This window comes from Vibrio sp. SALL6, from assembly GCF_002002385.1.
Taxonomy (GTDB): domain Bacteria; phylum Pseudomonadota; class Gammaproteobacteria; order Enterobacterales; family Vibrionaceae; genus Vibrio; species Vibrio parahaemolyticus.
In genome coordinates this window covers 88925-112944 of record NZ_MQVK01000031.1, presented here as the reverse complement: position 1 = coordinate 112944, position 24020 = coordinate 88925, and the positions used below count along the sequence as shown (strand labels likewise).

Genomic DNA, 24020 nt, shown 5'->3' with positions numbered 1-24020 from the left:
GGAGAGAGATAGTTTGGCCATCCAGACATCTTGTGGATTTAGAGAAAGATGCTCTGACCTAAACAAATTGAACAAGATTGAAAAAGGAATAGGGACATGACTACAACAACGCACATACTCGGTTACCCACGCATCGGTGAAAAACGAGAATTAAAATTCGCTCAAGAAAAATACTGGCGCGGTGACATCGATCAAACAGAGCTTAAAAAAGTCGGTGCAGATCTGCGCGCTAAAAACTGGCAAACACAAACAGAGGCTGGTTTAAGTTTTACTACCGCTGGCGACTTCGCTTGGTACGATCATGTACTGACGACGACGTTGCTATTGGGGCACGTGCCAAAACGTCACGCAGGTGGTTTCCCTAATCTTGATACGCTCTTCAAAGTGGGTCGCGGTCAATCTCAAGCGGGTTGCGGCTGTGCGGGTGCGGCAGCATCGGATATGACTAAATGGTTCAACACAAACTACCACTACATCGTACCTGAATTCAGCAAGGACGATACGTTTGAAGTGAGCTGGCCGCAACTGTTTGAGGAAATCAACGAAGCAGTACAAGCCGGGCATAAAGTGAAGCCGGTATTGCTCGGCCCAGTTAGTTATCTTTACTTAGGTAAAGAGGTAGAAGAAGGGTTTGATCGCCTGACGCTACTGCCACGATTGCTTACGGCTTACCAAGCTATTTTGGCTAAGCTGGCGAGCCAAGGTGTCGAGTGGGTTCAGATTGATGAGCCAATTTTGTCACTCGAGCTAGAAAGTCAGTGGGCTGATGCATTCAAGCTGGCATACCAAGTCATTCGTAGCGATGTAAAAGTGCTACTAACGACGTACTTTGACTCTGTCACCGATACGTTAGACAAAATTGTTGAGCTGTCAGTGGACGGTTTGCACGTTGATTTGTCTGCCGCGCCTCAACAGCTTGACGACGTGGTTGCCAAACTACCAGAAGGTTGGGTGCTTTCTGCCGGAGTTGTGAATGGTCGTAACGTGTGGCGCTCGGATTTGAGTGCGCAACTTGAACGTCTACAGCCCGTGAAAGAGAAGCTCGGCGACAAACTTTGGGTAGCGAGTTCATGTTCTCTGCTGCACAGCCCAGTTGATCTGGAACTGGAAACAGAACTGAGTGAAGAAGTGAAAAGCTGGTTTGCCTTCGCCAAACAAAAAGTGACAGAAGTTGCGCTGCTTGGCCGAGCACTCGATGGTGATCAAAATGCGATTTTGGCTTGTGATACCTACAGCCAGCCAATCAAGGCACGTAAAACGGCAACGCATGTGAATAAGCCCCAAGTGCAAGCTCGTTTAAACAATATTACAGCTTCACTTGCCGAGCGCAGCGCACCTTACGCGGAGCGTGCTGCGCATCAAGCTGAAGTGTTGGGTTTACCTTTGTTGCCAACCACGACCATCGGTTCTTTCCCTCAAACAGGTGAAATCCGTGTTCAGCGCAGTGCTTATCGTACTGGTCAGTTATCTGAGTCCGACTATATCCAAGCACTTAAAGGACACATTGCGGATGCCGTAAAACGCCAAGAAGCGCTCGACCTAGATGTACTTGTGCATGGTGAAGCAGAACGTAACGACATGGTGGAATACTTCGCGGAGAATTTGGCGGGCTTCCAAACGACGAAGTTTGGTTGGGTACAGAGTTATGGTTCGCGCTGTGTGAAACCAGCCATTGTGGTTGCCGACATTGAGCGTGAAAAGCCGATTACGGTTGAATGGTCGACGTACGCACAATCGCTAACCAGCAAGCAGATGAAAGGCATGTTAACTGGCCCAGTGACGATTCTATGTTGGACGTTCCCGCGTGAAGACATCACACGTCAAGAAATCGCGCAACAACTGGCTTTAGCACTGCGTGATGAGGTTTCTGATTTGCAAGATGCAGGCATCAATATCATTCAAATCGATGAGCCTGCGATTCGTGAAGGTTTGCCGTTGAAAAAGCGCGACCACAAAGCGTATTTAGAATGGGCGGTGAACGCATTTAAGATCTCAGCAGCGAGTGCAAAACCAGAAACTCAGATTCACACTCACATGTGTTACAGCGAGTTCAATGAAATCATCGATTCTGTTGCAGCGCTCGATGCGGATGTGATTACCATTGAAACGTCACGCTCGAATATGGAACTGCTTAAAGCGTTTGAAGAGTTCAATTACCCGAACGAAATCGGCCCAGGTGTTTATGACATTCACTCACCAAACATTCCGACGGAAGAGTGGATTGAAGGCTTAATCAAGAAAGCGGCAGAAAAGATTCCGGTACAACGTTTGTGGGTAAACCCAGACTGTGGTTTGAAAACACGTAACTGGGCAGAGACGGAAGCTGCACTTGCCAACCTTGTGTCTGCTGCGAAGAAGCTTCGCGCAGAGCTTGCATAAGGTAGCTCGTCACCAATTTAAAGTGGCCAATAAAAAAGCGGAGACCATCGTCTCCGCTTTTGTATCTTTTATTTAATGTCCGCCTAGCTCACTAACGACGGCTCTCGTTGTCGTCGGGCTTGAGCGACAAGCAAATTACTGTGACTATTTGATTTTGCTACAGGTTTGCTCTGAAACCAATTCATCAGCAATTAACTGACCGCGTGAGTTACGCACTTTCAATCGGTACATCAAACCCATATCAATTTGCTCTCTTACCGACGGCGTATTGCAGTATGTATAAATACTGGTATTCAGTACTTGGTTTAATGGTTTCGCACCTAAAGCATCGTCGTTGTAAATCATCATCATTTCTACCACGTTCTTGTTAGAAGAAACACGCATGATTTGCAGCGGACCGTATTCCAACGGCAGTCCGGCAGACAAGACACCAGCACGGTTAGACGCCATTAATTCAAGTTGGCGTTGGTTGTCATTGTTTGATGAACAACCCGCCAATGCACCAAAGGCGAGGAAGAGACACAGTAATTTTTTCATAACTTAAAACACTTTTTTGAACGGTTTTACGATCACGTTTTCGTAAACGCCCGCCGCCACATAAGGATCGGCGTCAGCCCATGTTTTGGCATCTTCCAAAGAGGAAAATTCAGCAATGACTGTCGAACCAGTAAAGCCGGCTTCTCCTGGGTTATCAGAGTCGATCGCTGGCATTGGACCTGCGGTAAGTAAACGACCTTCATCTTGAAGCTGTTGCAAGCGTTCTAAATGTTGAGGACGAACGCCCATACGTTTTTCCAATGAGTTCTCGACGTCCTGAGAAAAGATGACGTACCACATAGCATAGTTCCTTAATTGGTGGGGTAAAGTGTTAATTTAACGTCTTTTTTGAACCTCTCACAAGTGAACAATAGAAAATGTGAGATTCTTCCTAGCAATTCGATTTTATGACAACTTAGCTTTGCACTGGACGTGGTTTGCCTTCACTGTCGATGGCTACATAGTTAAAGGTTGCTTCACAAACCATGAAACGATCTTCGATGCCGTCTACTTTCACTGGTTTCACCCAAACTTCTAGGTCAACGCTCATAGATGTACGGCCGATTTTCTTACACACGCCGTAACAACAAACCACGTCACCTACGCTGACTGGTTTTTTAAATGTAATGCTTGAAACAGAAACGGTAACGACGCGACCAGAACAGATCTCTTTCGCCAGAATCGCACCCGCCAAGTCAAGTTGAGACATTATCCAACCACCAAAGATATCGCCGTTTGCATTTGTATCAGCGGGCATTGCAAGGGTACGAAGCAGAAGCTGGCCTTTCGGAGAGTTAAATTCTTGGCTCATAGTGACATCCTAAATCTTCAAGGGCGCTCAAAAAAAGCGCAAATATGGTGTGCCAATAAGAATACTAATGCAGTAATTATTGGTCCGTTGAACAAAACAGCGACCCGAAGGTCGCTGTGAATAATACATTTGCGCGGATTATAGCAAAATTGAGTTTTTAATCATCAACCGAGACATCGGAGGAGTTATTTTTCTCTTCCTTTGGCATGTGCTTGTAAATGTAGACACCAGTAGCAATCATGTAGGCGAAGGTGGCAATCAGCATTCCAAATACTTTGAAGTTAACCCAAACATCCAGAGGTAGCTCGTAAGCGATGTAAATGTTTAGGCCTGCAAAAAATGAGAAGAAGCCTACCCATGCCCAGTTTATCTTCGCCCAAATCGCGTCAGGTAGCGTGATCTCTTTACCCAACATGCCTTTGACGACCGATTTTCCCATTAAGTGGCTGGCGGTTAAGCCAACGGCAAGCACCACGTAAATGATAGTGACTTTCCATTTTATGAAGTTGTCGTCGTGGAAGAAAATGGTCATGCTGCCGAATATCGTGACGATGACAAACGTGATCAGTTGCATCTTCTCTACTTTCTTATACAGCGCGTAGGTCACGATAAGTTGAACTGCCGTTGCAACGATGAGTGCTCCAGTCGCTACATAGATGTCGTACATCTTGTATAGAGCGAAGAAGATAATGAGAGGAATAAAATCAAGGATTTGCTTCATGTTGCCAAAAACTACCGAGTTGTTGAGTTGCTGACAGTCTAGCGGAATCTGGCGTAATGTGAATAGCTCAGGGGATTTGGATAAAAAATTGCCGCTCAATGAGCGGCAATGTATTGATATGTTTAAGGCACCTAAAAAGGCGAAATCTTGCTCGTTAGTACAGATAGCTTGGTGAGCTTCTGTAGGCTTGACTCATGGCTCGAGTGCTAAACGGTTCTTTCCTACGCCACGCGTTGGTATTGAGAAATCAGAGACTTTACGTCTTCCAAATAGCCTTCTCTCAACAAGTTATCGACGGTGGCTTCTAGCTCTTCATGCGTCATGGTGAAGCAAGTTGATTTGCCTGTCATTAGGCTCAAATATTGGTGATACTCTTGCTCGGTGTAGCGTCCGATTCTGTCTAACAATAGTGCTTTTATTCCGTGATGAATCAAGCCGTAATATGTGTGTCGGTGAAGTAACATAGCCATCTCCTTATCAAGCTTTCTGACTGCATAACAGCAAGCTCAACGCTCTGGATAATTCGGTTTGTACTTCAGTTAAGCAGTTTTAATGCCAACTATTCATTCGCAATTTGATAACTGTTCGTTACGCTGATTTTATCGAAATGAAGCCATCGCACCAGCACATCACGCAATGCGTTGAGTGTGGTTGGCTTTTCCAGACGACCATCCATCAATTTAGCGATCATCTCGAGCTCTTTCTCTCCAGACTCGCCAGACAGGGCGATGATTGGCGTAGTTGGGGAGCACTGCTTGATTTTTTCGCTGGCGTCAAACCCATTCATCACTGGCATTTGAACATCCATCAACACCAAATCGACCTGATGTGATTGAAACAGTTCCACCGCATTTGCGCCGTTATTGGCTTGTAAACTATTGACGCCAAGTCGGTTTAGGTACATTTGAACCAAAGTACGTTGCACCTCTTTATCATCGACAATGAGCACAGTTGGTGCATCTTTGTTGATTTGTACGACAGGTTCTGGACTTGGTGTGGTTTTGACTTTCTGATTCCAGTTGTAAAAGTTTGGCGTTCGAAGCGTTTCTACTTTCGGTGCATTTGGCACAACCGGAAAATGCAGATAAAACTCAGTAAACTCATTAGTTACCGATTTACACTCAATTCGACCACCAAAAGAACGCATCACACGCTGACAGTAACCCAAGCCAAGTCCGCTACCGCCGCTCTTCTGGAATGAGAAAAAGTCATCAAAGATTTTGTGTACGATGCTGTCATCAATCCCAGGCCCTGTATCGCGGAAAACAAGCGTGTTTTCATAAGGGCCGACGAGGGTTCTGATTTCAATTTGACTATCGGGATAGGAATCAAAATAGTAAATCGCATTGCGAATCAAATTGAAAATGACAAAGTTGAACAGCGTCTCGTTGATTTTGGCGACAAAGTCGTTTTGAGTCGGAAGTTTCACCCTTTCGATGATGTGTTCGTTTTCAAAACCGTATCGACTCACCGCAAGATCCACCGCTTTATGAATCGAGGTGAGCGAAAGGGGCTCATGCACAGCAGAAGTATCGCTGACTTCGCGCAAGATGATGTCGATGAGTTGGCGTCCACGCTGAATTGCTGCTTGGCCTTTTTCGATATCGCTTCTGATCTTGTCATCGGATGCATTGCTATCAATGTGCTGTGTCAGCGCTTCAAATTGAAGCTGAACTTGCGCCAATGGGTTGCGCATCTCATGGGCGATCGAGTTGGCCAACGCGCGGCTTTGACGAATCTTCCTATCAGACTCAATCGTATTTTGTACGCGGATCAACAATGTTTGTAGTGCTGAAATCTCTTCGTTCGAAAACAGTTTGTTATCGCTTTTGTGTGAAGAAATCAGCAAATGTGAAACCGACTTTTCACGACCAAACAGTGGCATAACAAGTGCCGTGTTACTCGATCTCATGCGTTCATACAGAGCTTTGATTGAACCTTTTGAAGACGGTTTTTCGTCGAGCCTTTCAGAAAGTTCGTCGAGCACCAAAACCGAATCATTGCTGTGTAAATAATCTTCGTAGAAGGTTTCGGTGTAGTTACTGGTTACGAGTTGAAGCTTGTCATTGGGTATGTTGAGTAATGTGCTCAACTGATGCACGGCATCGTCGATTGAGCGCTTAAACTCTTCTTCTAACGCTAAGATCTGCTGAACTGGTGTTTGTCGATTGCCGTAGATAAAGAACGATGCGATTCGGCTAACGCGTTTGTAGACCAAGTGCCAGGTGATGCCAATCAAGGCGCAAATCGGAATTGAGATGAGCCATTGATTGTCTTCAGACATTGGAATAAATACCGCACCTAATGGCAGGACGAAAATGGTGCACACAAAAAGCACACTGATCGTCAGATAAGCAAGGTATTTGGCGCTGTAGAATCTCGATGTAAGCAGCGCGTAACCAACAAACAGCATTTCACTGATGGATAACGCTGGTGGTAGCCAGGTTAGTGAGAAATCCCCAAGGAAGTAGGTCATGCCTAGGTGTATGACAGCCGTAGACAGCATGAATACTAAGATCCCTGCGATCATGTAATTGTTCTTCGCTATAGAGAGCTTACTGCTGTTTGCGCGCATGCTAATGAGGTTGGTGAGTGTCATAACGACAAAGGTCACCAATCCCATGAAGAAATAAGAAGTGTGAGGGCCAAACTCAATCACAAATTGACTAGGGCCATCAATCAGCACATTCTCAACGGTTAGGTTCGGGCGTAAATTGATGACCAGAGAATAAACCGTCAGCGCAACAAAAATGCCTTGTTGCCACAGTTTTACTTTGCCTTTTTTCTGTTCGGCGGCGAGCTGGCAAGAAAAGTAGAAAGCAAAAGCAAATGCGAAGAAGGAAGCTAAGTTGGCTAATTTCGCCATGAAAATGCCGCCCTCTGACCCAAGCAGAGGTAGCAAATCGGTATGGAAGTAGGCGTTACTGCTAATCCAAATAATAATGCATGTCGAATAGGCGATATAAGGCGCGTGGTACGAACCTAAGATCACTTCGTTCTTTTGTTTAAGGCGATAGCAGTAGTACAGCAGCCACACGAGAACCACGGCCACTGTCGCAAACAGTGTGATGGCTTTCGGGTAGAGTAGGCCACTAAGACCTATATCAAGCATGTTCATTCACCTGCGTATTTTGTCTGATTACTCGAATACGGCGTTTATAATCGCGAAAGTCTGTGCGTTTAAAGGTGTCTACCATCGATTCAAAATTCCAGAAGCCCCGGTACGTATTAATACCGTCACCGTTAATGTCGCAGTATCCTGAATGAAAGTAGGCTTTAGAATCAATAGATTGATAAAAATTTAACATGAACGCTTGTTCTATAATGGTGAACCCAACCTTGTAGCCTGACTGAAACAGCACATTCATCAGCTCTTTTTGTGCAAGATATAAGAAGTAGAGCTTGTGTTGAACGCTGCCGCTCACAGTAAGACGTAGCACTTCGCATACCGTCTCTGTTTTAGTTATGTGTGTTTGGAATGCCTGATCAAACACTGTTAAAGAACCATAGTCTGTAACGAGGTCACTTGCCAAGATATCAAGACGATTAAGCTCTTGATAGCCGTGCAGAGGTAGACAGAATCGCCATTTTTCACTGTTAAACTGCGGCGCATAACTTAGCCAAGTGTTACGTTGGTTCCAGTCTTGGATTAGTGCTGATGCGACCAACACCGAAGTTGTCTGAGTTTGGAGCAGAATAAAGTGCTTACCTTTCTGAGAAAGTGACAACAAGGGCAAAATCTCATACCACTTTTCTCCTTGAACGAAGAGCTCCAAATTACTCAGCGCAACTGCGTCACTCAAGGTCATTGCCACTGGGTAGCTGGGCAGTTGAACGCGCATTGAAGACTCTGAAATATCATCAATGAGCATTGCTGAGTAAGAGGCGTCTTCGAAGGAGAGTTCAGTCGCTGGCTCGCGGTTTTCAAGCGAGTATTTCTGTTTGATGGCTTCGATTTCGCAAGCGCACCAAAAGTATAACCAATGAGGGAAGCACTCTGCTACGGTTAATTCAAGTAGATAGACGTCGTCATGTAGGTTGTTCGGATGCAGTCGAACCAAATCTCGATAATCCATTAACTCAAACAAGACAGAAAGACTTTTGGACTGGTACTCAGGATAGCGTGCCAGCAAGTTCGTTTCTCGTTGATGAGTGATGGACTCAAAGAGAGAGGCTCTCTCTTGTGGTGTGAGGAAGCGAAGAACAATATCGATCAGTGCCTGTTGTTTTGTTTCAATAGGCAAATCTGTATTGGAAAGCGAAACCAAAGACAGCTTAAGACTCATGATACAACCTAGATCTGACGTTTTTTATAGTTAGTACGGGCGTTATATCACTTCAGAAAAATTATGCTATTAGTTTCTATTTGTATGGTTACGTAATGCAAAGAATCGAAAAAAAAAGCCGCTCTTTTCAGCGGCTTTTAAGTATTTGTTAGGAAACTAAGCTTCTTGCTTTTGTAACTCCGCTTCAGCGGCAGTTTCTTCTACTAAAGCATCAACAATGACCGCACATGCTGCATCACCAGTAATGTTTAGAGCCGTACGAATCATGTCGAAGATACGGTCAAGAGCGAAGAGTAGAGGCAGACCTTCAATTGGAATACCCGCCGCTAGTAGTACTGCTACCACTAGGAAAGAAGGACCCGGAACACCAGCTTGACCAACCGCACCTAGTGTTGAAGTCACGATGATCGCGATGTAAGCGCCCATGCCTAGGTCGATGTTGAACAGCTGTGCAAAGAAGATAGCAACCAAGCCGTAGTAAATCGCATTACCAGACATGTTGATGGTCGCGCCCAGAGGTAGAACGAATGACGCAGTTGAGTTTTTCACGCCAAGTTCTTTTTCACACGTATCCATAGTGACAGGCAGTGTCGCCATTGACGACGCTGTTGATAGTGCAACTGCTTGTGGTTTTTTCATTGCAGACACGAATTTCTTCGCTGATGTCTTAGTGAAAACATGCACCATTGCAGGGTATACGATAAAGCCAAACACGAGGATTGCTGCAACGTAAACAACGAACAGTTTGAATACAACCATGAGTGCGCCAAAACCGAATGTACCTACGGCTTCTGCCATCAGACCAAATACACCAATAGGTGCAATGATCATCACTTTATTGATCATCCAAACCATTGCATCAACAATGCAGTTCACGCCATTGATGATTGGTTCACGACGCTCTTTCGCTTGCTTAGAAATCGCAATACCAAAGAACATACAGAATACTAGGATCTGTAGGATGTTCGCTTCATTCAGTGATTGGAAAACGTTGGTTGGGATCATACCAGTAATGGTTGCCCAGAAAGTAGGTAGTTCACCTTTTGAAGCGTACTCTGCCGAGAACATGCCTTCTACGCCAGAAACGTCGATGCCCATGCCCGGTTGGAATACTTCACCCATAAACAGAGCCAATGCAACTGCTAGAGCCGAAGTTAAACCGAAGTAACCCAATGTTACCAAGCCAACTTTACCCGCAGACTGGCTGTTACCAAGACCAGCAGCACCAGAAATCAAAGCAACAGCAACCAATGGGATTACCAGCATCTTGATTAGGTTGATAAAGATAGCACCTAATGGCGCGAATACAGTCGCATCATGACCCATTAGAGCACCAACGGCAGTACCCACGATCATTGCAATGACGACTTGCACGCCAATGTTGTTTAGCAAACTCTTTTGTTTTAACACTTCCATAACCTCTGTGCTAATAAAATGTAAAATCCTAAAATTACCCACCAGCCTGTAATTGTTTTATGGATAATTATCTCGCCTTGCTTTTTACACGTATCGTTCACAATTGGCAATATGCAGCAGAAGCTTATTGATGAAATAATCGATATTTCATTGACGGGTGCTAATTTTTTGCACGATAGCAAACGATTGCCATTTGCTTAATGTATGAATTCTGTATCTCGATGTGTTCTTGAGTTATAAATCACATTTGTTGAAATTAGGTTAATGTTAATGGCTTGTTCAACGGCGGAGTTGAGGAAGGGCTTTGGTTTTTTGGTTTGATATTTATAACAATAATTAGCTAACACGCTCACATTTTGGTTCGTGCGGGTATCTGAATGTTAAATTTTTTACATTCTTGCGTTTTTAAATCTTGTAAATGTAATGTTAACAAAAGGCGGTGTGGCTTTTCCAAGCCTCCTAGTCGCCCATGATGCGTGACTCTCTTAAAGGAATTCACGAACAACAATGAAAATGACAAAGTTTTAGAGGGTAAGCCATTATGATGAACCTTGCTGCTGCCTTGCAGAGAAATGCTGCAAGTAAACCGAATAAAACGGCTTTGATATGTGGTGATAAAAAATTCACATACGCAGAATTTGACGCGATTGCAGGTAAGATCGCGACTTCGATGATTAAAGCGGGCGTCAAACCGGGAGACCGAGTGGCGTTATCGTGCCCGAATTTGCCTTTCTTTCCTTTCGTTTATTTTGCGGTTCAGAAGGCGGGTGCCGTTACCGTTCCGCTGAACGTGTTGCTCAAATCTAGAGAAATCAAATACCACCTAGAAGATTCGAAAGCGAAGTTTTACTTTTGTTTTGAAGGAACGTCCGAACTGCCAATGGCGAAAGAAGGCATGAAAGCGTTTAAAGAGGTGGGTGCGTGTGAAACGATGATCGTAATGACGCAAGATCAAACGCAAAAAGAGTACCAAGGTTTACCGACACTGACGTCTTTTATAGAAGATATCGAACCTTTGGCGGATTACGTTGCTCGCGATGCGGATGACACTTGTGTGATTTTATATACATCAGGCACAACGGGACTGCCCAAAGGAGCAGAGCTCACGCAGCAAAACATCGTAATGAATGCGCTTGTGGCTCAGAACATCATGGCGAGTCAGGCTGATGATGTTCATCTAGTAACGTTGCCACTGTTTCATACATTCGGTCAAACCGTGCATCTCAATGCTAGCGTGCAAAGCGGTGCAACTTTGGTTTTAGTCCCTCGATTTGAACCGAAACATGTGTTGGAGCTGATCGAAAAGCATCGAGTGACGCTCTTTGCCGGTGTGCCCACGATGTACATTGGTTTGCTGCATGTTGAACATAATTGCGATATTTCGTCGCTACGAGTAGCGGTTAGTGGAGGCTCGTCGCTACCGACAGAAGTATTTAAGACCTTTGAAGCACGATTCAATGTACCAATTCTAGAAGGTTACGGCTTGTCCGAAACCAGTCCGATAGCGTGTTTTAATCACCTTGATCAAGAGCGAGTACCGGGCTCTGTCGGGCAACCGATTCAAGGTGTTGAGGTGAAAGTCGTTGATCTTGACGGTCATACTCTCCCTGTTGGTGAGGAAGGCGAAATTATTGTGCGCGGGCACAACGTCATGAAAGGTTATCTTGATCGCCCAGAAGTGACGGAATCGGTGTTGCAAAGTGGTTGGTTCCATACCGGCGACGTCGGGCGATTTGATGAGTCGGGTAATCTGTTTATTGTCGACAGGATGAAAGACCTGATCATTCGAGGTGGCTTCAATGTGTATCCTCGTGAGATTGAAGAAGTATTCATGACGCACCCTGCGGTAGCGATGGTGGCTGTGATAGGTATTCCGCATCAAGAATATGGCGAAGAGATCAAAGCCTATGTGGTATTAAAACCGAATCAATTTGTTGAAGCCGATGAGCTGCAATTATGGGGACGAGAGCAGTTAGCCAATTTCAAATACCCAAGGTTTGTCGAAATTCGTGAACAGTTACCGATGAGTGCTACGGGTAAAATCTTAAAGAGAGAGCTAAAATCGGAACTCGAAGTCGCATCAGTATGATGTCAAAGCCAGCGAAGTTCTCGCTGGCTTTTTGTTTGATCTGCATGGCATTGGCTGGTGGTCGTTTTGGCTGAGTACGTCGGTTAGACCAAAGCGTGTTTGCATTTACAACTATTCCAATTGTTTGAGATACGCTTCCATTTTCAGTGGATTCAATATGGTAATACTGCCGTATTGCAGCCTAAGAACGTTCGAGTTTTCCAATTTCTTTAGTACCTTATGAACACTTTGTCGTGTTAGCCCCATCATGTTGGCGATGTGCTCACGAGTCACTTTCACTACACAAGACTGGGCACTTATAGGACGGTTATGTTGATATTCTGCCAGAAGCAATAATCGTCTGCCGATCCTCTCTTCTATGCCGCGAATGGCGTCGTCTTCGATAACGGAAATCGCAGACCATAATCTGCGGCTGAGCAAATCCAGAATCACAGGGTAGCTTTGTGGATATTTGACTAACAATTGCCGAAATTTATCGCCAGGTAGCTCTAATAGGGTTACGTCGGTATGAGCCGTTGCTCCGAAAATGCGTGGCATGCCGGGTGAAAATACATTGTCACCAAACCATCCTCCGGCTTCGAAAATCATCAAGGTGACTTCTTTTCCTTTGGAACTTATCGAGTTAACGCGTACAGACCCTTTGGCGATCACCATTAATGAAGAGTGCTGCGCGCCTTTGCTGCAAATGAGTGCTTTTTCGTCGAAGTGTCGTGCGCGAACGATTTGTACTGCTTCGTTTATTCCTTCCACTGGCAAACCGGCTAAAACAGGGCATTGCAGCAACAACGATTTGATATCTTCCATGTCAGTACCTTACAAAACAGGTTTGAACAATGGCATGTTATCACTTTATGGATTCGCTTCTTTAAAAGACGGTTGGAAGTGAGAGCATTGCGAGGTTTGCAATCAAGTTGATAGAAAAAACGCCCATTAACGAGAATTAATGGGCGTTTGCTGTGTTTAGCTTGTGGTGTCGGTTACTTTTGAGTTGCCGCTTTCATTGCTGAGACAAATTCACCAAGCTTATCGAGCATGATTTGCGGTTGCTCTACGTGTGCTTCGATGATTTTTACGACTGCTGAACCCGAAATTGCACCTGCAGCGCCCGCTTCAATGGCTTGTTTTACTTGTGCTGGTTCAGAAATGCCGAAACCTAGTAACGCTGGTGGTGCATTAAACTGGTTTAGCTTTTCAAGCATGTGGTCAACTGGCATGTTAGCTTTGGTTTCTGCACCCGTCACACCCGCGCGCGAAAGCAGGTAAGTGTAGCCGCCGCCCAATTCAGAAACTTGTTTTAGCGTCTCGTCACTTGCCGTTGGTGGTGCGATAAAGATTGGGTGGATTCCAAATTTCTCTGCCGCGGCTACGAACTCTGCGCTTTCGTTAGTCGGAACGTCTGCAATGAGAACGGAGTCGATGCCCGCTTTTGCACAGCGTTCGTAGAAGCTTTCAATACCGCGTGAGTATACAAGGTTGGCGTACATCAATAGACCAATTGGCAGGTCTGGGTACTTTGCTCGAATTTTTCCGATTTGCTCAAAACAGATATCCGGAGTTGCACCCGAATCTAACGCTCGAATGTTGGCTCCTTGAATTGTTGGGCCGTCCGCCAAAGGGTCTGAGAACGGAATACCAAGTTCAAGCGCATCAGCGCCAGATTCAACCAGTGTTTCCATGATCGTGTACGATTGCTCGGCGTTTGGATCACAAACCGTCACGAATGGTACAAATGCGCCTTGGTTTTTCTCGTTTAGGCGTGCAAACATCTTCTCATAACTGCTCATTAGATTACTCCTTTTTCTTCTAAGATGGCGTGTACGGTGAAGATATCTTTGTCACCTCGACCAGATAGGTTAACAACCAGTAATTGCTCTTTTTCAGGATTCTCACGAGCCATACGCAGTGCATGTGCCAGAGCATGAGAGGATTCAAGTGCAGGAATGATGCCTTCGCTGCGAGCTAGTTCTTGGAATGCTTCTAATGCTTCATCATCCGTTACGTTGTCGTATTCAGCGCGACCGATAGCGTTAAGATGTGCGTGCTGTGGACCAACTGAAGGGAAATCTAGACCGGCTGAAACAGAGTAAGACTCTTCAACCTGACCATTCTCATCTTGCATTAATGGTGCCTTCATACCAAAGAAGATACCTGTTTTACCATGCTTAAGTGGCGCACCGTGTTGATCCGTATCGATGCCTTTCCCTGCTGGCTCCACGCCAATCAGGCGAACGCTTTCTTCTTCGATAAAATCTGCAAACATACCAATCGCGTTTGAGCCGCCACCCACACAGGCGATAACAGCATCAGGTAGGCGACCTTCACGTGCCAGAATTTGGTTTTTAGTTTCTTCACCAATCATGCGTTGGAACTCACGCACAATAGTCGGGAATGGGTGAGGGCCTGCTGCTGTACCGAGAAGGTAGTGTGCGTCTTCGTAGCTGCCTGACCAATCACGCAGCGCTTCATTACAAGCATCTTTAAGTGTTGCTGAGCCTGAATGGACAGGAATTACTTCTGCACCCATCAGTTTCATGCGGAACACGTTCGGGCTTTGACGTTCAACGTCTTTTGCACCCATGTAAACTCGACACTTGAGGCCAAGTAGTGCACACGCAAGTGCAGTTGCTACACCGTGTTGACCTGCGCCTGTTTCTGCGATGATTTCGTGTTTACCCATGCGCTTCGCAAGTAGCGCCTGACCAAGTACTTGGTTGGTTTTGTGTGCGCCGCCGTGAAGCAGATCTTCACGTTTTAGGTACAATTTTGTTTTTGTGCCTTTGGTTAGGTTACGAGTCAGAGTCAGTGCCGTTGGGCGACCAGCGTACTCTTGAAGGAGCGTCATGAACTCGCTGCGGAATTCTGGATCTTCTTGCGCGTCAATAAACGCTTGCTCTAGTTGCTCAAGTGCTGGAACTAGAATTTGCGGAACGTATTGACCGCCATATTCGCCAAAGTAGGCATTCAGTTTTGCCATTTTGATAATCCTTCTCGTATTTTTATAACTGCGAATAACTTTAGTAGTTGCGAATAGCGTGAAATGCGGCTTGCAACTTCTGTGAATCTTTTTTCCCCGGTGCGCTTTCTACTCCAGAGTTTAAATCTAATCCCAAGCAGCCTAATTTTGCTGCTTGCTGTGCATTTTCAGGCGACAGTCCACCTGCCAGCATGATTTGACTAGGATCGCCGATCAAAGACCAGTCGAACACGTGGCCTGTGCCGCCAGTTTGAGTACCAACTTGAGCATCCAGTAGGTGACGGTCAATGTTGTCTGCGAGCAAGGATGGCTTTGTATCCGCCACGCCGTAGGCTTTCCAAATCTCGACGCCAACGGGTAGTTCTGTTTTGAGCTGGTTGACGTACTCTTGATCTTCTAGCCCATGTAACTGCACGGCTTTTAAACCCAACGACGTTACGATTGAGGCGACATAATCAACGTCGTGATTTTGGAACACGCCAACATAATTAAGTGGCGCGCCGCTCATGGTTAGGCGAGCACTTTCAAAATCGACCGCTCGTTTTGATTTCTCAACGAAAATCAGACCACCAAATACTGCGCCTGCTTGATACGCTTTTGCCGCATCATCTGGGTGAGTCAGACCGCAAACCTTATTTTCACCTAGCGTTACTTTACGAACCGCAAGTTCTAAGTTGTCTTCCGCCATCAGCGAGCTGCCAATCAAAAAGCCGTCTGCATATTCTGCTAAGTCACGAACTTGTTGATGAGTGTAAATGCCAGACTCTGAAATAACCGTTGCGTTTGGTGCAAGCTTACGAATGGTTGGCGCAAGCGCTTTAGTTCGGTTTAAATCCGTTGTTAAGTCGCGCAAGTTGCGGTTGTTTATACCGATAACTTTAGCGCCAAGCTGAACTGCGCGGTGAAGCTCTTCTTCGTTGCTGACTTCCGTTAAAATGCCCATATTTAGGCTGTGCGCAGCTTCTTCTAACGCTTTGTACTCTTCGTCATTCAGTACCGAAAGCATGAGCAATACCGCATCCGCGCCATAATGACGAGCAAGGTAAACTTGGTAGGTATCGACCATGAAGTCCTTACACAACACTGGTTGTTTCACTTGTCGGCGAACTTGAGGTAGAAAATCGAAGCTACCCTGGAAGTATTTTTCATCGGTCAGAACCGAGATCGCGTCTGCGTAGTTGTTGTAAACCGACGCGATGTAGTCCAAATCGAAGTCGTTGCGGATAAGGCCTTTTGATGGCGATGCCTTTTTGCATTCTGTAATGAATACGGTTTTATCGCCACTCAATGCATCATAAAAACTGCGATCTGACGGCAATAGATCCGACTGAAAAGTGCTCAGATGCTGTGATGCTTTTCGCTCTGCTACCCATTGGTATTTATCGCGAACAATTTTGGCAAGCACTTCCGCCATTTCTGCTTCTTTTTTTGAGACGTGCTCTGATAAGTTGTTTGCTTGCTGGGTGTTGAAGTCAGTCATCTTCATCTGCTCCTTAAGCGTGTGCGGCAAGTTGCTGTACCAATTGGAAAGCTTTGCCTGAGTTCATAGCCTCGATCGCTTGCTGCGTGTTGGCTTTTAAATCTTCGTGGCCGAATAAACGCATTAGAAGTGCGACGTTAACCGCGACTGCGCCTAATTGTGCGTCTGTACCTTTACCCGTCAGAATGTTGGTGATGATCGCTTTGTTTTCTTCCGGGTCACCGCCTTTAATGGCTTCTAACGGGTGAGACTCTAGACCAAAATCTTCTGGCGTCAGCGTGTATTCGGTGATCTTGCCATCTTTGATTTCGGCAACCGTTGTTGTACCGTGAATGGCCACTTCATCCAATCCGCTACCATGTACGACAGCGGCGCGCTTCAAGCCCATTTGTAGCATGGTTTCTGCGATAGGACGAACCAGTTCTTCACTGTAGACGCCCATTAATTCGATGTTTGGACGTGCAGGGTTAATCAACGGGCCAAGAATGTTGAAAATGGTGCGCGTTTTCATGGTTTGGCGCACAGGCATCGCGTGGCGAACGCCTCCGTGATATTGAGGCGCGAACAAGAAGGCAACGCCAATGTCGTCAACCGCTTTGCGGGTGTCTTCAGCACTCATTGCTAGGTTGATGCCAAACGAGTCCAGTAAGTCAGAAGAGCCGGATTTACTTGATACGCTGCGGTTGCCGTGTTTCGCGACCTTTAGGCCACATGCTGCTGCAACAAAGGCGGCCGTCGTCGAGATATTGATAGTATTGTGACCATCGCCCCCTGTCCCTACGATGTCTGCAAAGTCGTAATCAGGACGAGGGAACGGGTTCGCATTCGCCAGTAGGGCTTTTGCTGCACCGGCAATTTCATCAGGCGTTTCGCCTTTGATCTTTAATGCTGTTAATGCCGATGCCATTAAAATTGGATCAAGCTCGCCGCGAATAATAGTGTCGAACAGCTGTTGGCTTTCTTCTTGAGTCAGTGATTGCTGTTCGTACAGTTTGTTGATGATTGCTTCCATAGTTTCTCTCCCCATTTCCTTATGCGTTATTTTTCTCAAGCGCCCATTCAATAGCGTTGCCCAACAAGGTTGCGCCGTAAGTCGTCATTATTGACTCTGGGTGGAACTGAAATCCGCAAACTTTATCTTGTTCGTGCACAACAGACATGACCAAATTGTCTACTTCGGCAGTGATGGTCAGGCTGTCTGGTACCTTTGTCGCCACTAAAGAATGGTAACGCGCAATTGCAAGTGGCGATGGCAGATTTTGATAAATTGCGTGGTCTTGGTGCTCCATCATCGACACTTTGCCGTGGATGATTTCACCAGCGCCAGCGACAGTACCGCCGTATGCTTCAACAATCGCTTGGTGACCAAGACAAATACCAATCATTGGCACTTTGCCTTTCATTCGTTGAATCAGCTCTGGCATCGAACCAGCTTCTGATGGCGCACCTGGCCCCGGTGATAGCAGAACGACGGGGTTTTCGAGCTCGTTTATTGCTTGTTCGATGGTTTCTGCCGGAATGTGGTTACGATAAATTTTGACTGAGTGACCTAATGAGCGGAATTGGTCCACAAGGTTATAGGTGAACGAGTCAAAGTTATCGATGAATACGATGTTCGCCATGTCTGCTACTCCTTGTTCGCAGGTTGAGAATGCGCTGCTTGAATAGCAGAGATAACCGCTTGAGCTTTTCCGCGTGTTTCATCGGCTTCCGCTTTAGGGTCAGAATCGAATACCACGCCTGCACCTGCTTGTACTTGAGCAATGCCGTTTTCCACGTAAGCCGAGCGAATCACGATACAAGTGTCGAGCGTGCCTTCTCCTGTCAGGTAGCCTACCGCTCCGCCATAGCTGCCACGACGAGCACCTTCGACATCGCGAATCAGTTGCATTGCACGAATTTTTGGCGCTCCAGTTAACGTGCCCATGTTCATACAAGCTTGGTAAGCGTGCAAAGCATCAAGGTCATCGCGCAACTGGCCAACCACGCGGGACACCAAGTGCATAACATGGCTATAGCGGTCGACTTTAAGGAGATCGGCAACATGACGAGTACCAGCTTGCGAGATGCGCGCTACATCATTACGAGCTAGGTCTACCAACATCATATGTTCAGCGTTCTCTTTTTTGTCGCTACGCAGTTCAAGTTCAATACGGCTATCTAAATCAAAATCGATTTCGCCATTTGGACGTTTACCGCGACGGCGAGTCCCTGCAATTGGGTAGATCTCTATTTGGTTGGTGTCGGTTTCATACTTCAACGCACTTTCTGGAGACGCACCAAACAAAGTGAACAGCTCGTCTTGCATGTAGAACATGTAAGGGCTTGGGTTGCTTTGCTTTAGCTCTTTGTAAGCTGCCAACGGAGAAGGGCAAGGCAATGTGAATCGACGAGAAGGAACCACTTGGAAAATATCGCCTTTTACCACGAATTCTTTTAGATCACGGACGATTTGACAGAAGTCTGGATCCGAAACGCTTGGTTGAGCTGTGATATTGGCCACTTGCGTTGCGTCTGGAAGACGCTTTGGCGATGTGCATTGAGCTCGGATATCTTCGATTCGACTTTCTAGCGCTGCTTTTTGCGAGCCGTCAACGAACAATGTTGCTTGCAGTTGGCAGGATTCTGTTTGGTGATCTACAACCAGCAATGTTTCCGCAACATAGAAGACGTAATCCGGACACTGGTTTGTTGCTACCGCGTTTCCTAATGGTTCGAAGTTCGCCACCAAGTCATACGCAAATAGCCCACCAAGGAAAATGGCATGTTTGTCTTGCGAAGAAAGATCAAAACTGTGCTGTACCAAACGAAGCGCATCAAAAGAAGAGGCTTCTCGTAGACGAGAATCTTCATCAATCGTATCGCATGGTTGGATGAATCCTAAAGTCAGTGTTTCGCCGTCAAATTGGCTTGCGACTTCGCCACGTACGTTTTGATTCAAATGCGTCAGTAGGTTTTTGCCGTTCTCCGTTAGAGCATGAAAGCTGACGGTATGTCCATAACAAACGATGCGAACCGCAGAATCGACGATTAACAGCGATTTGAGATTCTGTTTAGAATCAATTTCAGCCGATTCTAAAAGCAAGCTATCCGTTTTGTTCTCACAAATAGTATGGAACAGACGGGTTGGGTCTTGAGTGTAAGGAACAGAAGCTTTTAATACTTCCAGTTGTCCAAGTTTCTTAATTTCAATGGCCTTGTTCACAAGACCTCCTTGTAGCTGTTTTAATCGTCCTGCAGTACATAGTCGCATAAAGCAAACGTTCTCCCAATCAAGAGTTGGTCATATCCGATTAATGTTTAGGCAGTTGAATGTGAGTTGGGCGACAAAATAAAAAGCCCGCTTGAGTAGCGGGCTTTATGACGTTTGTTTTTCTAAACTAGAAGTACACGTTAGCCCACCAAGAACTTGTCCAAGTGCGCCACCAAGCAAGATCTGCTGAGTTTGTCTTATTAAGACAAACAGCAACTTTCGCTTTTTGGTTCTGGTTAAATTCTTGTAACATAGTGAGCCTTAAATTACGCGCTTTGTATTTGCGTACTAGTTAACTAGTGCGAGAGTAAAAAGTCAACCCCAAAACAGCATTAAAACGACAAAAATATGAGAATTGATTTACATAGTCACACCACGGCGTCCGATGGTCGATTAGAACCGAAAGATTTAGTGGATAGGGCACTGGGTTTTGATATCGAGGTTTTGGCGATTACAGATCACGACACGGTTGACGGTTTAGCGCGTGCCAAACAATACGTTGAAGAGAACGACTTGCCGATAAAAATCATTAACGGTATTGAAATATCAACCGTTTGGCAGAATAAAGATATCCATATCGTTGGTTTGAATATTGATCCTGAAAATCCTGCATTAGCGGCATTGATTGAGCAACAAAAGCAACATCGTGTGGCTCGTTCTGAGCTGATCGCTTCTCGTCTGCAAAAGGCCACTCGTGAAGGGGTGTTAGAAGAAGTTCAGCAACTGGCTGGTGACGCGCCGATTACCCGAGCTCACTTTGCTAAGTGGTTAGTTGATAATGGTTATGCGAAAACCATGCAAATGGTGTTCAAAAAGTATCTCACTCGCAATAACCCAGGTTATGTACCGCCAAATTGGTGTTCAATGAAAGAGGCTGTCGATGCTATCCATGCCGCTGGTGGTAAAGCGGTATTGGCGCATCCGGGCAGATATCAGTTGACAGCAAAGTGGATTAAGCGTCTTCTAGCTGCGTTTGTTGAGGCTAACGGAGATGCAATGGAAGTTGCTCAACCGCAACAAGCACAACAAGAAAGACGCAACTTGGCTGATTATGCTATACAATACAAACTATTAGCCTCTCAAGGCAGCGATTTTCACTATCCATCTCCTTGGATGGAATTAGGCAGAAACCTGTGGTTACCTGCAGGTGTTGAACCCGTTTGGAAAGATTGGGGCATCGATCCTTCGTTGGATGTATCCAAGTAACGTCAAGACGTTAGTTTCAGCGAGAATGACTTGGGTATAGTGCTCAACAAGACGGCATTCAAGCTCCACAAAAATATAGAGCCGAGAGGCTCGATAATGAGGAATTACAATGAGCCAGTTTTTTTACGTTCATCCAGAAAACCCACAGGCTCGCTTGATCAATCAAGCAGTAGCAATCATTCGTAATGGCGGTGTCGTGGTTTACCCGACAGATTCAGGGTATGCACTTGGTTGCCAATTGGAGAACAAACAAGCGCTAGAGCGCATTTGTCAGATTCGTCGCTTAGATGATAAGCACAACTTCACGTTGTTGTGTCGCGATTTGTCAGAAATTTCTCTGTATGCGCGCGTGGACAACGGAGCATTCCGACTACTGAAAAACAACACTCCTGGTCCTTACACGTTCATCTTCAAAGGTACGAAGGAAGTTCCTCGTCGCTTGATGAATGCGAAACGTAAGACTATCGGTATTCGTGTGCCAAATAACCAAATCGCATTGGATCTTCTCGAAGCACTGGGTGAGCCATTGATGTCAACGTCATTGATTCTGCCTGGTAGCGATGTGACAGAGTCTGATCCGGAAGATATCCGCGACAAACTTGAACATGCAGTTGATGTGATCCTGAATGGTGGTTACTTAGGTGAGCAACCTACTACAGTGATTGACTTCAGCGAAGGTGATCCAGAAGTGGTTCGAATTGGTTCTGGTGATCCATCACCATTCGAATAAGTTGAAATATCAACATAAACAAAAGGAGGCTATCAGCCTCCTTTTTCATTATTTATACTTGAGCAGTGTTTACGCCGAGTAAAGTTAGCCTATGCGAATTCGAAAATGTCGATACCGTGGTTTTCAGCATAGTTTATGTAAGCTGAATTAACGCCATTTAGCGTCACTTCTACGTTGTATTCTTCGCTAGAGAATACTGCCCAACCACATTCGTTGTAACTAAGGGTCAGATCATCCGCCGAATCTAAGAAAGTATCGCGAATGCCATCACCATCTGTATCTTTACCCAAATCAAAGACCAGTTTGTCGTGGAAGATATTAAAGTCGAGAACATCGGCTTCTATCTCAATGTCATTGGAGGATACCGGTTGATCAGGAACGCCAATCGCCAGACGGTTGGTAAAGACAAATGTGTCGTCACCACAGCCCCCGCTCAACACTGACTCGCCATCGCCGACCACAAGCGTATCGTTACCCCAGCCCCCACTGAGGAAGTTGTTGCCTGAATAGTCGAAAATAACATCATCACCGCATCCACCGAACAATGAATCATTACCTAGACCACCTGAGATGAAGTCATTCCCAAAACCGCCAGAAATAAAATCGTTGCCACGACCGCCTAGCAGTGTGTCGTCTCCCCAGCCGCCAAAAATATAATCATTGCCGCCGTAGCCTACAAACTTATCGTTACCGCCAAATCCGAAAAAGATGTCGGTGGTTTCAGATCCTTTTGTTCCTGTTAAATCGTCATCTCCGGATGTGCCAAAAATCCAATTTAGGTCAAGATTTGTCTTAGACATTTTTTATTCCTTTTATCTGATTACCATAGCCAGCAAGCTAAATGGGTTATTGTTGTTATAACCCTGACAATTTTATCAGCTGAGACCGTTTGAAAGAGGATAGGAACGACCCATAATAGTTCGATTCTGCATGGGAATATCTCATACTTAGTAGGACAAAAGTTGGGCCGAGAGTTTGTCTTGAACGGTAAATTGTGGGCGGAGAATTGGCAGGATTTCACTTACATTAAATGCAAGAATCGCGTATAATGACCGACCGAAAAAATCCCATCTACATGGGTAACTTGCACAATGAAGGCCAATTCTGGTCTCGACGTCTGTGAAGACGACACATAGGTAGATAAATGAGCGAAAAGTTACAAAAAGTATTAGCACGTGCTGGACACGGTTCTCGTCGTGAGATCGAATCGTTAATTAAATCCGGACGCGTAAGCGTGAACGGTGTGGTCGCTAAACTTGGTGAAAGACTGGAAGATGAGAGCAGCGTAGTTCGTATCGATGGTCACATTGTATCTGCAAAGGTTCAAGAAGAAGTGATCTGTCGTGTACTTGCGTACTACAAGCCTGAGGGTGAGCTGTGTACTCGTCATGACCCAGAAGGCCGTCGCACGGTTTTCGACCGTCTGCCAAAAATTCGTGGCTCTCGTTGGATCTCTGTTGGTCGTTTGGATGCAAACACGTCTGGTCTGCTACTTTTCACTACTGATGGTGAATTAGCAAACCGTCTAATGCACCCAAGTCGCCAAGTTGAGCGTGAATACCTAGTGCGTGTGTTTGGTGAAGTAACCGAACAAAAAGTTCGTAATCTAGTAAAAGGGGTTGAACTGGAAGACGGTTTAGCTCGCTTTGAAGACGTTGTCTACGCAGGTGGTGAAGGTATGAACCACACTTTCTACGTAGTGATCAACGAAGGTCGTAACCGCGAAGTTCGTCGTCTATGGGAATCTCAAGAGTGTACCGTTAGCCGTCTGAAACGTGTTCGTTACGGTGATATCTTCCTAGACAAAAAACTGCCTCGTGGCGGTTGGATGGAACTGGATCTGAAAGAAGTAAACTACCTGCGTGAGCTTGTAGAACTTCGCCCAGAGAAAGAAACCATGCTAGATTTGAGCAAGGATAATACGTCACGTAAGCGTGAACGTGCTCGCAGCCAAAAAATCCGCCGCGCGGTTAAGCGCCATGAAGAACGTGTAAGCACGTCTAAAGGTCGCAGCAACAATCCTGCTCGTCGTAAGCCAAAGAAAAATGCTGGCGAACAAGGTGCACGCAACAAGCATCGTTAATCGAGAGCGAAAAACGAAAATCAGAAAGGCTTGCCAATTGGCAGGCCTTTTTCTT

The 24020-nt window shown here is 45.7% G+C and carries 22 protein-coding genes and 1 other annotated feature; of the genes, 5 read left to right on the top strand and 17 right to left on the bottom strand.

Translation table 11 applies throughout. The features are described 5' to 3' along the window. The first annotated feature begins 96 nt into the window (after window positions 1-96). Window positions 97-2379, top strand: a complete 2283-nt coding sequence (gene metE / locus BIW15_RS19645) for a 5-methyltetrahydropteroyltriglutamate--homocysteine S-methyltransferase (RefSeq protein WP_077281493.1) — start codon at window positions 97-99, stop codon at window positions 2377-2379. 144 nt (window positions 2380-2523) lie between these two features. Here metE and BIW15_RS19640 read toward each other — a convergent pair whose 3' ends face one another. The 8 genes from BIW15_RS19640 to BIW15_RS19605 form a co-directional block, all read right to left on the bottom strand. Then, window positions 2524-2916 (bottom strand): GspS/AspS pilotin family protein, encoded by a 393-nt coding sequence (locus tag BIW15_RS19640; protein ID WP_015296982.1) that lies wholly within the window; start codon window positions 2914-2916, stop codon window positions 2524-2526. Window positions 2917-2919: 3 nt separating this feature from the next. Then, window positions 2920-3216 carry a YciI family protein gene (locus BIW15_RS19635; RefSeq protein ID WP_005481648.1) on the bottom strand — a complete coding sequence of 99 codons (297 nt, stop codon included), beginning with the start codon at window positions 3214-3216 and terminating at the stop codon, window positions 2920-2922. A 115-nt stretch (window positions 3217-3331) separates the two neighbouring features. Continuing rightward, a complete protein-coding gene (yciA, locus tag BIW15_RS19630) occupies window positions 3332-3727 on the bottom strand; it encodes an acyl-CoA thioester hydrolase YciA (protein WP_005459205.1) in 396 nt (131 codons plus the stop codon). A 157-nt stretch (window positions 3728-3884) separates the two neighbouring features. Beyond that, a complete protein-coding gene (locus tag BIW15_RS19625) occupies window positions 3885-4448 on the bottom strand; it encodes a septation protein A (RefSeq protein WP_005481614.1) in 564 nt (187 codons plus the stop codon). Between the two features lie 221 nt (window positions 4449-4669). Next, complete coding sequence (locus tag BIW15_RS19620) at window positions 4670-4912, bottom strand: hypothetical protein (RefSeq protein WP_179115314.1); 243 nt, start codon at window positions 4910-4912, stop codon at window positions 4670-4672. 95 nt (window positions 4913-5007) lie between these two features. Continuing rightward, window positions 5008-7560 carry a hybrid sensor histidine kinase/response regulator gene (locus BIW15_RS19615; RefSeq protein WP_077281491.1) on the bottom strand — a complete coding sequence of 851 codons (2553 nt, stop codon included), beginning with the start codon at window positions 7558-7560 and terminating at the stop codon, window positions 5008-5010. Continuing rightward, window positions 7553-8734: an acyl-homoserine-lactone synthase OpaM gene (gene opaM, locus BIW15_RS19610; RefSeq protein ID WP_077281490.1), complete on the bottom strand. Its 1182-nt coding sequence runs from the start codon at window positions 8732-8734 to the stop codon at window positions 7553-7555. Before opaM ends, BIW15_RS19615 begins: the two co-directional genes overlap by 8 nt. Before the next feature lie 156 nt (window positions 8735-8890). Continuing rightward, on the bottom strand, window positions 8891-10150 hold the full coding sequence (locus tag BIW15_RS19605) for a dicarboxylate/amino acid:cation symporter (RefSeq protein WP_005481619.1): 1260 nt from the start codon (window positions 10148-10150) through the stop codon (window positions 8891-8893). 541 nt (window positions 10151-10691) lie between these two features. On the opposite strand from BIW15_RS19605, the gene BIW15_RS19600 reads away from it, so the two are divergent. Beyond that, window positions 10692-12239 carry a long-chain fatty acid--CoA ligase gene (locus BIW15_RS19600; protein WP_077281489.1) on the top strand — a complete coding sequence of 516 codons (1548 nt, stop codon included), beginning with the start codon at window positions 10692-10694 and terminating at the stop codon, window positions 12237-12239. Between the two features lie 111 nt (window positions 12240-12350). Here the strand turns inward: BIW15_RS19600 and BIW15_RS19595 are convergent, their stop codons facing one another. The 8 genes from BIW15_RS19595 to BIW15_RS19560 all read right to left on the bottom strand — a co-directional run bounded on the left by BIW15_RS19595 (window position 12351) and on the right by BIW15_RS19560 (window position 20199). Beyond that, entirely contained in the window at window positions 12351-13043 is a 693-nt protein-coding gene (locus BIW15_RS19595) for a Crp/Fnr family transcriptional regulator (RefSeq protein WP_005494705.1), read from the bottom strand. 173 nt (window positions 13044-13216) lie between these two features. Continuing rightward, a complete protein-coding gene (gene trpA, locus BIW15_RS19590) occupies window positions 13217-14023 on the bottom strand; it encodes a tryptophan synthase subunit alpha (protein ID WP_077281488.1) in 807 nt (268 codons plus the stop codon). Further along, window positions 14023-15213: a tryptophan synthase subunit beta gene (gene trpB / locus BIW15_RS19585; protein WP_005465096.1), complete on the bottom strand. Its 1191-nt coding sequence runs from the start codon at window positions 15211-15213 to the stop codon at window positions 14023-14025. The genes trpA and trpB overlap by 1 nt, the downstream gene beginning before the upstream one ends. Window positions 15214-15253: 40 nt before the next feature. Continuing rightward, entirely contained in the window at window positions 15254-16693 is a 1440-nt protein-coding gene (gene trpCF, locus BIW15_RS19580) for a bifunctional indole-3-glycerol-phosphate synthase TrpC/phosphoribosylanthranilate isomerase TrpF (protein ID WP_025535464.1), read from the bottom strand. Between the two features lie 13 nt (window positions 16694-16706). Beyond that, a complete protein-coding gene (gene trpD / locus BIW15_RS19575) occupies window positions 16707-17705 on the bottom strand; it encodes an anthranilate phosphoribosyltransferase (protein WP_069514917.1) in 999 nt (332 codons plus the stop codon). 19 nt (window positions 17706-17724) lie between these two features. Then, entirely contained in the window at window positions 17725-18315 is a 591-nt protein-coding gene (locus BIW15_RS19570) for an aminodeoxychorismate/anthranilate synthase component II (RefSeq protein ID WP_005465090.1), read from the bottom strand. Between the two features lie 5 nt (window positions 18316-18320). Beyond that, a complete protein-coding gene (locus BIW15_RS19565) occupies window positions 18321-19898 on the bottom strand; it encodes an anthranilate synthase component 1 (RefSeq protein ID WP_069514916.1) in 1578 nt (525 codons plus the stop codon). A 125-nt stretch (window positions 19899-20023) separates the two neighbouring features. Continuing rightward, window positions 20024-20127 (bottom strand) — a sequence feature (Trp leader region). Further along, window positions 20074-20199, bottom strand: coding sequence for a trp operon leader peptide (locus tag BIW15_RS19560; protein ID WP_005465085.1), 126 nt, complete (start codon window positions 20197-20199; stop codon window positions 20074-20076). It overlaps the preceding feature by 54 nt. A 95-nt stretch (window positions 20200-20294) precedes the next feature. Here BIW15_RS19560 and BIW15_RS19555 point away from each other — a divergent pair, with 95 nt between their 5' ends. Together BIW15_RS19555 and BIW15_RS19550 are read left to right on the top strand one after the other, a co-directional pair. Next, window positions 20295-21152 (top strand): PHP domain-containing protein, encoded by an 858-nt coding sequence (locus tag BIW15_RS19555; protein WP_005465084.1) that lies wholly within the window; start codon window positions 20295-20297, stop codon window positions 21150-21152. 109 nt (window positions 21153-21261) lie between these two features. Further along, a complete protein-coding gene (locus tag BIW15_RS19550; protein ID WP_017448415.1) occupies window positions 21262-21882 on the top strand; it encodes an L-threonylcarbamoyladenylate synthase in 621 nt (206 codons plus the stop codon). Window positions 21883-21971: 89 nt separating this feature from the next. Here the strand turns inward: BIW15_RS19550 and BIW15_RS19545 are convergent, their stop codons facing one another. Next, window positions 21972-22682 (bottom strand): calcium-binding protein, encoded by a 711-nt coding sequence (locus tag BIW15_RS19545; RefSeq protein ID WP_062906942.1) that lies wholly within the window; start codon window positions 22680-22682, stop codon window positions 21972-21974. A gap of 344 nt (window positions 22683-23026) precedes the next feature. Here BIW15_RS19545 and rluB point away from each other — a divergent pair, with 344 nt between their 5' ends. Continuing rightward, window positions 23027-23965: a 23S rRNA pseudouridine(2605) synthase RluB gene (gene rluB, locus BIW15_RS19540; RefSeq protein WP_005465081.1), complete on the top strand. Its 939-nt coding sequence runs from the start codon at window positions 23027-23029 to the stop codon at window positions 23963-23965. Window positions 23966-24020 lie beyond the last annotated feature (55 nt).

Excerpts from the sequence above, each read along its gene's own strand:
- metE (WP_077281493.1), top strand. The coding sequence starts at position 97 with ATGACTACAACAACGCACATACTCGGTTACCCACGCATCGGTGAAAAA.
- BIW15_RS19640 (WP_015296982.1), bottom strand. The coding sequence starts at position 2,916 with ATGAAAAAATTACTGTGTCTCTTCCTCGCCTTTGGTGCATTGGCGGGT.
- BIW15_RS19635 (WP_005481648.1), bottom strand. The coding sequence starts at position 3,216 with ATGTGGTACGTCATCTTTTCTCAGGACGTCGAGAACTCATTGGAAAAA.
- yciA (WP_005459205.1), bottom strand. The coding sequence starts at position 3,727 with ATGAGCCAAGAATTTAACTCTCCGAAAGGCCAGCTTCTGCTTCGTACC.
- BIW15_RS19625 (WP_005481614.1), bottom strand. The coding sequence starts at position 4,448 with ATGAAGCAAATCCTTGATTTTATTCCTCTCATTATCTTCTTCGCTCTA.
- BIW15_RS19620 (WP_179115314.1), bottom strand. The coding sequence starts at position 4,912 with ATGTTACTTCACCGACACACATATTACGGCTTGATTCATCACGGAATA.
- BIW15_RS19615 (WP_077281491.1), bottom strand. The coding sequence starts at position 7,560 with ATGCTTGATATAGGTCTTAGTGGCCTACTCTACCCGAAAGCCATCACA.
- opaM (WP_077281490.1), bottom strand. The coding sequence starts at position 8,734 with ATGAGTCTTAAGCTGTCTTTGGTTTCGCTTTCCAATACAGATTTGCCT.
- BIW15_RS19605 (WP_005481619.1), bottom strand. The coding sequence starts at position 10,150 with ATGGAAGTGTTAAAACAAAAGAGTTTGCTAAACAACATTGGCGTGCAA.
- BIW15_RS19600 (WP_077281489.1), top strand. The coding sequence starts at position 10,692 with ATGATGAACCTTGCTGCTGCCTTGCAGAGAAATGCTGCAAGTAAACCG.
- BIW15_RS19595 (WP_005494705.1), bottom strand. The coding sequence starts at position 13,043 with ATGGAAGATATCAAATCGTTGTTGCTGCAATGCCCTGTTTTAGCCGGT.
- trpA (WP_077281488.1), bottom strand. The coding sequence starts at position 14,023 with ATGAGCAGTTATGAGAAGATGTTTGCACGCCTAAACGAGAAAAACCAA.
- trpB (WP_005465096.1), bottom strand. The coding sequence starts at position 15,213 with ATGGCAAAACTGAATGCCTACTTTGGCGAATATGGCGGTCAATACGTT.
- trpCF (WP_025535464.1), bottom strand. The coding sequence starts at position 16,693 with ATGACTGACTTCAACACCCAGCAAGCAAACAACTTATCAGAGCACGTC.
- trpD (WP_069514917.1), bottom strand. The coding sequence starts at position 17,705 with ATGGAAGCAATCATCAACAAACTGTACGAACAGCAATCACTGACTCAA.
- BIW15_RS19570 (WP_005465090.1), bottom strand. The coding sequence starts at position 18,315 with ATGGCGAACATCGTATTCATCGATAACTTTGACTCGTTCACCTATAAC.
- BIW15_RS19560 (WP_005465085.1), bottom strand. The coding sequence starts at position 20,199 with ATGTTACAAGAATTTAACCAGAACCAAAAAGCGAAAGTTGCTGTTTGT.
- BIW15_RS19555 (WP_005465084.1), top strand. The coding sequence starts at position 20,295 with ATGAGAATTGATTTACATAGTCACACCACGGCGTCCGATGGTCGATTA.
- BIW15_RS19550 (WP_017448415.1), top strand. The coding sequence starts at position 21,262 with ATGAGCCAGTTTTTTTACGTTCATCCAGAAAACCCACAGGCTCGCTTG.
- BIW15_RS19545 (WP_062906942.1), bottom strand. The coding sequence starts at position 22,682 with ATGTCTAAGACAAATCTTGACCTAAATTGGATTTTTGGCACATCCGGA.
- rluB (WP_005465081.1), top strand. The coding sequence starts at position 23,027 with ATGAGCGAAAAGTTACAAAAAGTATTAGCACGTGCTGGACACGGTTCT.